At 58.6% G+C, this 8,097-nt stretch carries 8 protein-coding genes and 1 pseudogene; 6 read left to right on the top strand and 3 right to left on the bottom strand.

Annotation, left to right across the window (positions count from 1 at the left end; translation table 11 throughout):
• Positions 1 to 188: 188 nt before the first annotated feature.
• Together AC3WLT_RS36505 and AC3WLT_RS36510 are read right to left on the bottom strand one after the other, a co-directional pair.
• Entirely contained in the window at positions 189 to 497 is a 309-nt protein-coding gene (locus AC3WLT_RS36505; protein ID WP_492596417.1) for a hypothetical protein, read from the bottom strand.
• A 607-nt stretch (positions 498 to 1,104) separates the two neighbouring features.
• On the bottom strand, positions 1,105 to 1,395 hold the full coding sequence (locus AC3WLT_RS36510) for a hypothetical protein (RefSeq protein WP_492596418.1): 291 nt from the start codon (positions 1,393 to 1,395) through the stop codon (positions 1,105 to 1,107).
• Between the two features lie 469 nt (positions 1,396 to 1,864).
• Here AC3WLT_RS36510 and AC3WLT_RS36515 point away from each other — a divergent pair, with 469 nt between their 5' ends.
• Both AC3WLT_RS36515 and AC3WLT_RS36520 read left to right on the top strand, forming a co-directional pair.
• On the top strand, positions 1,865 to 2,146 hold the full coding sequence (locus AC3WLT_RS36515; protein WP_341317880.1) for a DUF3303 domain-containing protein: 282 nt from the start codon (positions 1,865 to 1,867) through the stop codon (positions 2,144 to 2,146).
• 37 nt (positions 2,147 to 2,183) lie between these two features.
• On the top strand, positions 2,184 to 2,918 hold the full coding sequence (locus tag AC3WLT_RS36520) for a hypothetical protein (protein WP_492596419.1): 735 nt from the start codon (positions 2,184 to 2,186) through the stop codon (positions 2,916 to 2,918).
• A 121-nt stretch (positions 2,919 to 3,039) separates the two neighbouring features.
• On the opposite strand, the gene AC3WLT_RS36525 is transcribed toward AC3WLT_RS36520, so the two are convergent.
• Positions 3,040 to 3,480, bottom strand: coding sequence for a VOC family protein (locus AC3WLT_RS36525; RefSeq protein WP_492596420.1), 441 nt, complete (start codon positions 3,478 to 3,480; stop codon positions 3,040 to 3,042).
• Positions 3,481 to 3,680: 200 nt separating this feature from the next.
• Between AC3WLT_RS36525 and AC3WLT_RS36530 the strand changes: the two are divergent.
• The 4 genes and pseudogenes from AC3WLT_RS36530 to sapR all read left to right on the top strand — a co-directional run.
• A pseudogene (locus AC3WLT_RS36530) lies at positions 3,681 to 4,265 on the top strand (IS5 family transposase); the annotation flags it as partial.
• Positions 4,266 to 5,003: 738 nt separating this feature from the next.
• On the top strand, positions 5,004 to 6,227 hold the full coding sequence (locus tag AC3WLT_RS36535) for a hypothetical protein (protein WP_492596421.1): 1,224 nt from the start codon (positions 5,004 to 5,006) through the stop codon (positions 6,225 to 6,227).
• Between the two features lie 91 nt (positions 6,228 to 6,318).
• On the top strand, positions 6,319 to 6,945 hold the full coding sequence (locus AC3WLT_RS36540; RefSeq protein WP_492596422.1) for a tyrosine-type recombinase/integrase: 627 nt from the start codon (positions 6,319 to 6,321) through the stop codon (positions 6,943 to 6,945).
• Positions 6,946 to 7,129: 184 nt separating this feature from the next.
• A complete protein-coding gene (sapR, locus tag AC3WLT_RS36545; protein ID WP_492596423.1) occupies positions 7,130 to 8,035 on the top strand; it encodes a sap1 transcriptional regulator SapR in 906 nt (301 codons plus the stop codon).
• The last annotated feature ends 62 nt before the right edge of the window (positions 8,036 to 8,097 follow it).

The raw sequence follows: 8,097 nt of genomic DNA on the forward strand, positions 1-8,097 counted from the left end.
TGTTCGCTTGATCCCTGATTCCAATTGACTCTCCTTCCAGGGGCGGGAAAAGTGTCAACCCATTTCAGGACGGGTCAGGGAGAAACAAAAAGCCGCTGTCCGTGAGGGCAGCGGCTTTTCTTACAACGGCTGGTGAATGAGGACGCTTGTTCGCTTTGTGCTTGCGCCTGGTGCGTTATTAATTGCTGTTATTTGCCAGCCGGCGACACTGTGCTTGGGGTTGCCAGCGTGTTGTTGACCCCGTAAGCGCTGGTATTGGACGTCGAGCTAGTGTTCGTGCTCTGCTGCAGGCCCGAGTTCGCCGACCCGGCGCTCATGCCGCTGTCCGAGTTGGTGGCGCCAGGCGTGCCGTAGCCGCTCGTTGCATTGGCCGGCGACACGGCGGCGGGCGACACTACGCTCGGAGTCGCCAGCGTGTTGTTGCTTTGTGCATAAGCCCCGCCCGACAGCGCGAGTGCGGCGACAGCCGCGATTAATGTGCTGGTTGCCTTGTTCATGACCTGTTCCTCCTAGATTGGACTGGAATTTTGATGCAAACGCAGATAATGCCGAGTTTAGGAAAGAGGTCGCCGATAATTAAGCGCATTGTTCGCAAGGATTAATTTCGCTTTTCGGAATGATGTCTAATGGGTTCTGCTCCTAAATCTGAGGCTGGCGTGGTTCGGCATTGCGCGGTGAATGCTAGGGCGGAAGAAGCGAACGTCGCTTCTTGGCCGCGTGCTGCCTCATGCAAAGGGCATACGCACCTGAACCGCGCAAGTCTGTGATCGGCAGCACGCGACCCACTCCGGCCAGTCAGTCCCCTCCGAAGCAGCCGTTCAACGCTTGACATGAGTCGCGTGCGTCGGCTTGTTCGCGACTCGCCCGAAGAAGAAAACAGATTGCCTGCTCCGCTTTTCTGAAGAGTACGGACGCGGGTCCGTTGAATGCATGTCAGGCGGCGTGAGAGCGAGAAGTGCCGCATTGTGACGAGCCCGGCGGATCTGCAAAAGGTACGTCTGGACGAACCCGGCAAGACGTGGGCGTGAGGAGTGGACGGTGAGGCCAATTGCGTACCTCCCAATCCGACCGCTGAACTCACGCGCTGCCAGTCGCAAGGCAAAGTTACTTCAGGTGAATGAGGACTGATCCCTCCGATATCTCCGGTGCGCCCACGCCCGTGCTTCCGGCGTTTTTCGCGATCCAGTCCTTGGCCTTTTGCACGCTTTCATCAATGCCTGCCTTGTCCTGGCAAACAGTCACCGAGAATCCGCCATCGCCGCTGCGTGCGAGGGTGTAGCCGACAAAGCCTTTGACCGAACGCATCAGTTCTTCGACGTCAGCCGTGCGCTTCTCCAGCAGATCGAACAACTCTTTTGCGCCCTTTCCGGAAAATCTCCTTATAACAGTTTGCATGATTGCATCCTCCTGTTTGATGGATCAGCGGGACGAGCGTGCCGCACGAACCATATGTGCAGCGTGTAACTGCTCTTTCCGACAGCGTGGAGTGCGTGGAAGTAGTTGAGAAGGCCGCGCACCTGATTTCCGCGACCCATACCAAGTGTAGTAACTGTGCCGTCGTAGTAAACCTGGGAAGCGGCGCAAAATCCCGGCGCCTTCAGCCAGCGTCCGCAATTGGCCGACTTGCTGTCTGTCGTGAGCAACATGACGGCACTATGACGGGCGGAATACGCGGCAAGGGGGTATTTAGAGGCGACGCATGCAAACAGAATGACTGCCGGTTTCCCTGCCGATGTAAGCGTTCGTCCCGATCGGCTCCCTGTGTCGACTTGCGTTGCAGTGCACACGCCCAATTGCATCCGTATGTCGCCATCGAGCGTATAAATTGAAGCAGGTGGACGAGCCACCGTCAGGAGACACCGCCATGAAATTCATGATGACCTTCCACTGGGCACCGGATACCCAGCAGCGTGCCGAAGCCATTGCGCGCTTTCAGCGAACCGGCGGGCTCCCGCCTGACGGCGTCCGGTTGGTGGGCCGGTGGACGCGAGCCGATCTGGGCGCAGGGTTCGATCTGCTCGAAACAGATGATATGAAGAAACTCACCGAGTTCGCCTATCAGTGGAGCGATCTGATGGAACTGGACATCGTCCCAGTGCTTGACGACGCCGAGCTGGGCGAGGTGCTGGGGCGCGTAGTGAAATAGAGAGTTCAACGCACATTCGATATCGACGCTATTCGACATGAACACAACCGGGCGCGCCCGCAGCCACGGCCTGCGGCACCGCGTGACCCTTGCAGCTGGGCCGGGACGCTGGCGACGGACGATCCTGGCCCTTGTCGTTCTGATCGGCTATGCCGCCGCCGATCTCTTCTGGCCGTTGCACCGTGACCTGAGCCGCTTCGATCCCATCGCGACGGGGACACTCGAAACGAAAATATGGCGCTCTTACTATGACCGCCAGCACGTGGCGCTCTTTCTTGAACTGGCGCAAACCCTGCGTACGCAATACCACTTTCCGTCGCTAAGGTCGTACGTCGGCGCTTACTACGGCGCATCAGCCGCATTCACTTTCAAGGAGGGCAAGGAGCGCAGCGATTACGAAAAAGCGTTGCCGGCGCTGCAAACCTATTTCAGCCTGATCCGCAACACGGGGAACCGCGACTTCGACGTCTCGCGCACCACCGCGCTCGAACTGGAATGGTGGATCGTGCACCGGCAGCGTGAACGTTATCCGCCCGGCGCGTTGGGCAGCGCGTGTGCTGAAGCTGCCGCATCGCTGTATCGGGTGCCCGCGGGCTCGACACTCGAACACGGCCAGTTGCGCGCGCAAGCGATGCTGCTTCGCGACGCCCGTGAAGAAGCGGGCAGCGTCACCGACGCCGATTGGGCAACCATTGAATCGCTAATGCACCGGAGCTACCTGTCGCTTGGCCATGCCGTTTCATCGACAAACGCCGTCGCCGGCGCGCGATGAGCGACGCGTCAGCCCGCTCGAGAGGCCACATTGATGCGCCGCTTCATGTGGCTGTCGCGACGAAACGATTTGCATCGCTTTTGAGGAGCAATGCGTTTGTGCACCTTTAGGCGCCAAACTTTTAGGCGCCAATTTTATAAGGGCGGGTCATGACCTCAAGCAATTGACCATCGGGATCGTCGAAATACACTCTCCGGCACATCGTTGTGCCGATAGGTTCACCGGCACGTTGTTTGCCGGGATCGGCCCAGTACATAAGCCAATCACGAATACGAGAGAAGACCTGGTCGAATTCGTCTTCACTAATCAGAAACGCGTAATGCCGCATGGAAATCGCACTGTCGTTGAATAGCCGCCCCCCTAAGCAGCCAGATGGCGCGCCAGGAAAGCTGTCCGATACCAGTGTAAAAACAGGCGCCCCGGCACAAACCGAAACAAAAGCTCGAGCACCTCGTACTCGAATCCATGCAAAAGGCAAAGACATGCGTATGTTTTGCGGCATCTGTAGCGGCTGAGGCAACGTCAAGCCTAATTCCGCCAACTTCGCTTCGATTCGCGCCATGATCGCCTCCTCAACGTTTCGCCTTGCCGGTACGGGCATTGGTTCTTTACCGGTCAACCTTGCAGACGCAGCCGGCATTCATAGTTTGCTCGGGTCCTTCTATTGAAGCTAGGGAAACGCTGATTTATCAGGCCCGGCTGTCATCGCTGACGTAGCCGAGGACGTTGTGGAAGGAAAGTTCACGGAACGGACCCAGGATGATGAAGCGGCAGATCGGTTTTGCGGAAGCGGAAAGTGCGGGCAAGAAGCGCGTGACCAAGCGTCAACGCTTTCTCGCCGAGATGGAGAAGGTCGTCCCGTGGTCGCGGCTGCTGTCGGTCATCGAGCCGTACTACCCGAAGGGCAAGCGAGGCCGGCCGCCGATTGGCCTGGAACGGATGCTGCGAATCTACTTCCTGCAGCAGTGGTACGGGTTGTCGGACGAAGGGCTGGAAGACGCGCTGTATGACAGCATTGCGATGCGCGCGTTCGCCGGCATCGATCTGGCCGTCGAGAACGCGCCGGATGCGACCACGCTGTTGAAGTTCCGGCGTCTGCTGGTCGAGCATGAGCTTACGCGGAAGTTGTTCGACGAGATCGGCATCTCGCTGTGTGAGCGCGGACTGATGATGAAGGAAGGCACGCTGGTCGACGCGACGATCATCGAAGCGCCGCCGTCGACCAAGAACGCTGAGAAGAGCCGAGATCCGGAGATGTATCAGACGAAGAAGGGCAACGAGTGGCACTTCGGGATGAAGGCCCACATCGGTGCCGACGCCGATTCGGGCCTGGTGCCGAGCTGCGTGAACGTCTGAGGCCTGATTTCTTTGAGGCTTTCGCCGGTCATCTCGTACAGAGCCATCAAATTTCCCCGTAGGAACGGTGGCAGTGTTCGCCGCTAGTGCGTGAAGATCATGCAGATGTTCCGCGCCCGGCGCGCTAGTCGTCTTTCAGGAAGGCATCGTGGTGGTAAACGCAAAGACCATTGTGTAATCTTCATCCTCCGGTCCGATATGCTTATGACAAGAACGGGATCTCCGTCACAATTGTGGCCGTAGCAGCCCGACACTCGGAAGGACCCGGCGACGCACTACTTGATGCTGTCAGCCGGTACGTTCGGGTGGTTAGCATAAATTCCGCGCCGACGATCCAACGGAAGTCCGCCCTTGAGGCAGATTGCGGCCATTAGACGTCGTTCGCTCGAACTGGCGTGCGGACATTTGGATGTCCACTCCGCAACCACTAAGCGGCCGTTTGCCCGGCGATGGTGCAAGTCGCGTCATCTCTTCAAAATCGTTCGCGATCGGTCCTAACGGCGTCAACGCCCTCTCCAGCGACGTTTTGGCATTCCCGCTCACGCCGCTGGTTTTTCGGACTCGACTCGGGGAGGGATTCTGGCGGAGCAGGAACGGACGTTGGCTGGCGAGTTGGATCGCCTTGTCTAACATCAATTTGCGGCACTGCATTGGGTCATCGCATTGAAGTGGTCAATTTGCCGTCGTTGCGCGGCGGTTCATGAAAGGACTTGAAAAAGGAGTTTTGCAATGTTGCGCTTCCACCTAGGTCGTTTCAGTTGGCTCCTTTTGCTGCTGCTTGTGTTGTGGGCCAGCGCGGCTCGGGCGCAGGAGTTTCGCTACAACTATGTTTCTCTTGACGCCGCTGTGCCTGCACCATTTCTATTTTGGAGTCCCGCTGCAATCAATGATAGTGGTCGGGTTTATGGGACTCTTTACTCCTTCGGTGACACTAATTGCGATTACCTTAGCGCCACCACCGCCGCCTGGGCGGCTGGCACGATAACGCCTGGACCAGCCGGGATCGTTTATGTGGCCAACGACGAGGGCACCGCCGGAGGAAGCGTGCTGACTGACCCGATTAATTTCCTCGAGCAAGCTGCGCTTTTCCATGGGGGCTCGGTGGAACTCATTCCGCGTCAACCGGGAGAGGTGACGGCCCGCGTGATCGCATTGAACGATTCGGATATGGCCGTCGTCCTATCGTTTAACGCCTCGTCACAGGCAACTTGGGTGCTCTATAGCAAGGGACAGCCTACCAGCCTTAACTTCGGCCCGACGATCGGAAATCCCGTGGTTACGGGAATGAATAATCAGGGGATCATCTGTGGGATAACCAACGGACTCGGCTTTCGCTTTGATCCCCGCACTGGCCAGGCGACGTTGCTTTTCCCCCTCACAGAACCATTCGCCTGGGGCCTTGGCATTAACAGCCGTGGGGACGTGCTCGGATATTCCTTCGTGCCATCTGCGCTCGAGCGGATTGGCGTATGGGATCACGACGCACAGTTCCAGACTTACTTTGTCGAAGGAACTCCCCAGTACCCGACCGTCAGCAATCGATTGGTCTTCAACGACCACAACCAGATTGTCATCTCATTGGTTTTGGAGCCCACGGGGAATTTTCAGCGTAGTTATCTTGTCCCGCAACCCGGCGTAAGATTGAACGTGGGCGATCTGGTAGGGAATCTCCCTTCTGGACTTAATCTGTCCGTCATCCAGGGCATCAACAATCACGGAGACATGATTGGCTTTGATTTTTTCGGTAGCGATTTCCTCCTCGAGCGTGTCGACGCCACAGGCCCCCTCGCTTCCACATCGGCAAACACAACACCTGTAATTTCTCGAAGGTTTATTCCGCAGGCAACTGCCACCGGATGGCGTAAATACATATCCCCAGGGCGTCAGCTGAAATCCGGAGCCGCCTCGCTGCCCCAAGGTGTATCCGACAGCCTGCTGTTGCGCTTACGGTAGAGGCCCACTCTAGCGCCCGTACCCGGGAGATTGCGAGCTCTGCACTTTCCCGGCACCGGACACGCAAAAGCCACGTTGTGGAGTTCACGGAATGCCGGTAATTCCCGCCGGGGGCGCGAAGCGTCCGAAGGTCAACAGTAACAAGGGCAGGACGCCGGCGCTTGGCGATCATCAAGCGCGCGCGCTACTCGATGCGCCTGACCCAACTACGCTCAAGGGGCAACGTGATCGCGCGATGCTCGCCGTGCCGCTGTATCACGGGCCGCGTCGCGAGGAACTCTGCCTGCTGAAGGTCCGCGACATTCATGACCGCCGCGGCGTGCCGCATCTGCGCGTGCACGGCAAGGGTGGCAAGACCCGTTACGTCCCGCTCCATCCCGCGAGCGCGGAACGCCTCCACACGTACATGGAAGTGGCCGGCCACGCGATGACACCAGACGCCGCACTGTTTCAGCCGACCCGGAAAACCGGCAAAGCGATCACGGCCGACGGCGTGTACAAGTGCGTGCTCGCGTATGCGGCGCAGGCCAGGATCAGCGTGGAAGCTTTCGGCGTACACAGCCTGCGCGCGACTGCCGCGACCAACGCGCTCGACTACGAGGCCGACATCGCAAAGGTGCAGGAATGGCTGGGTCACGCCAACATCGCGACCACCCGTATCTATGATCGACGCAAGAGCCGGCCGGAAGACTCGCCGACCTTCAAGGTCACGTACTAGAACGGGTAGTCGTACTTCTCGTGCAATTTCTGGCGCTTGCTGCTCGAACGCAGTGAGCGGCCAAAACCTATCAAAGAAACACCTCCAATTAATTTTTTAAGTTGGCACTGACTTTATTGGCTCTGTTAGATACATCTCAATTTGAAAACCAATGACATGTAAATAACAAACACCGACCGCCACGATGCCGACCGCCTTCACTCAGACCGTCGAATCGCGTTTTGCCGAACTCACCCCCACGGCGAAGCGCATCGCCAGCTACATGCTGGCGAACCTCGGGCGACTGGGCCTCGAAACCGCCGACCAGATCGCGCAGCAAACCGGCACGAGCGGGATTTCCGTCGGACGCTTTCTGCGCAGCATTGGCTACCGCAACCTCGACGACCTCAAGCGCGAACTGCGCGGCGCACAGGAACGCCCGTGGATGATCACCGACCGGCTAAACGAATACCGCCGGCTGTCGGGACAATCGCGAGAATCGGGACAGGCAGTCAAACCAGGCGAAGCGACGACAGCAGGCGCAAACGGTGCGCTGACGCGCTCACTCAAGCTCGATCTCGACGCGATCCAGCACGTCTATCAGCTTGCGCAGACACCGGCATTCGCGCGCATCGCAGAGCGCCTTTCCAGCGCTGATGCGGTGTACATCCTCGGCATTCAATCGACGCGCGGCATCAGCAACGCCTTTTCCAGCTACCTCGAATACATCCGCCCGCGCGTGTTCTATTCGGACGGCATGTCGGGTTCGTACGTCGATTCGCTGAACTCCGGGTTTGCATCGCCATATCTCGTCGTGACCGATACGCGCGCGTACTCGCGCATTGCCCGCAGCTACTGCGAGGCCGCCACACGGCGCGGCCTGCCATTCGCGCTGGTCACCGATCTCTACTGCCCATGGGCGCGCGACTTCCAGTGCGACCTGCTGCAGGTCAAAACCGATGTCGGCCAGTTCTGGGACTCGCTCGCGCCGTTGACGTGCCTGTTCAATCTGCTGATCACGTCGGTCGTCGAAAGGCACGGCCCGACGATCGACGAACGCGTGGCACGCAATCGCGAATTGCAGCGCGAACTCGATCAGTTCGATCTCTAACCCTCTTTACGCAGGATTCAACCGCGCCCTTTCGATGACCGTACCACACCGACTGATCCACA

Source organism: Paraburkholderia sp. FW306-2-2C-D06C (genome assembly GCF_058781505.1).

Bases quoted from the DNA above. Each gene is read 5' to 3' on its own strand.
- AC3WLT_RS36505 (WP_492596417.1), bottom strand. From the start codon at position 497: ATGAACAAGGCAACCAGCACATTAATCGCGGCTGTCGCCGCACTCGCG.
- AC3WLT_RS36510 (WP_492596418.1), bottom strand. From the start codon at position 1,395: ATGCAAACTGTTATAAGGAGATTTTCCGGAAAGGGCGCAAAAGAGTTG.
- AC3WLT_RS36515 (WP_341317880.1), top strand. From the start codon at position 1,865: ATGAAATTCATGATGACCTTCCACTGGGCACCGGATACCCAGCAGCGT.
- AC3WLT_RS36520 (WP_492596419.1), top strand. From the start codon at position 2,184: ATGAACACAACCGGGCGCGCCCGCAGCCACGGCCTGCGGCACCGCGTG.
- AC3WLT_RS36525 (WP_492596420.1), bottom strand. From the start codon at position 3,480: ATGGCGCGAATCGAAGCGAAGTTGGCGGAATTAGGCTTGACGTTGCCT.
- AC3WLT_RS36535 (WP_492596421.1), top strand. From the start codon at position 5,004: ATGTTGCGCTTCCACCTAGGTCGTTTCAGTTGGCTCCTTTTGCTGCTG.
- AC3WLT_RS36540 (WP_492596422.1), top strand. From the start codon at position 6,319: ATGCCGGTAATTCCCGCCGGGGGCGCGAAGCGTCCGAAGGTCAACAGT.
- sapR (WP_492596423.1), top strand. From the start codon at position 7,130: ATGCCGACCGCCTTCACTCAGACCGTCGAATCGCGTTTTGCCGAACTC.